This is a genomic window from Tardiphaga sp. GW821-FHT12E02 (assembly GCF_058807155.1).
Window position 1 is genome coordinate 1 of sequence record NZ_JBXAQK010000008.1, and the last position, 870, is coordinate 870.

The window sequence follows — 870 nt, forward strand, 5'->3', positions numbered from 1 at the left end:
TAGAGCCGTGCCCGAGCGGTTTGGGACGGCTGGAGGGTCGGGACGTTGAGGGGTGAAGGAGGATGGCGATGCCTTCACCTTTGTCCGTCGATTTACGCGAGCGTGTCGTGTCGGCCGTAGCCGCGGGCGCGTCCTGTCATCAGGCTGCAGCCCGGTTTGGGGTCAGCGTGTCCAGCGCCAGCCGCTGGTCGGATCGGTTTCGCCAGGAGGGACAGCTTGCGCCCAAGCCGTCGGGCGGCGATCATGCCTCGCACCGGATCGAGGCGCAGGCCGACCTGATCCTGACGATCTACGAGGCGCGGCCGGCGATCTTTCTGCGCGAACTGCGTGACGCTTTGGCCGAGCGCGGCCTGCAGACCAGCACGAGCAGCCTATCCCGCTTCTTCGCCCGGCGTGGCATCACCCGTAAAAAGGGGCGATCCACGCCGCCGAGCAGGCGCGCGAGGACGTAAGGGCAGCCCGCGAGGCTTGGTTCGAGAACCAGGACGCCCTCGATCCCGACAGGCTGGTTTTCCTCGACGAGACTGCCGCGGCCACCAACATGGCACGCCGCTACGGTCGGGCTCCGCGAGGCGAGCGCTGCCGGCTGGCTGTCCCGCACGGGCACTACAAGACCACCACGATCACCGCCGCCCTGCGCAGCGATGGCCTGTGCGCCACTTCCCTGTTCGACGGCGCCACCAACGGCGCACGCTTCCGGGCCTACGTCGCCGACACGCTTGTGCCCGCGCTCAAGCCCGGTGACACCGTCATCCTCGACAACCTGCAGGCCCACAAGGTGGCAGGTGTGCGTGAGACCATCGAGGCCGCCGGGGCGAGGCTGCTCTACCTCCCGCCCTACAGCCCGGACTTCAATCCCATCGAGCAGAT

Annotated in this window: 1 pseudogene; it reads left to right on the top strand. The window is 68.2% G+C overall.

The annotated features are described in order from the left end of the window. Positions 1-68 precede the first annotated feature (68 nt). Positions 69-870 (top strand): annotated as a pseudogene (locus tag AC1RQ5_RS31055) (IS630 family transposase); the annotation flags it as partial.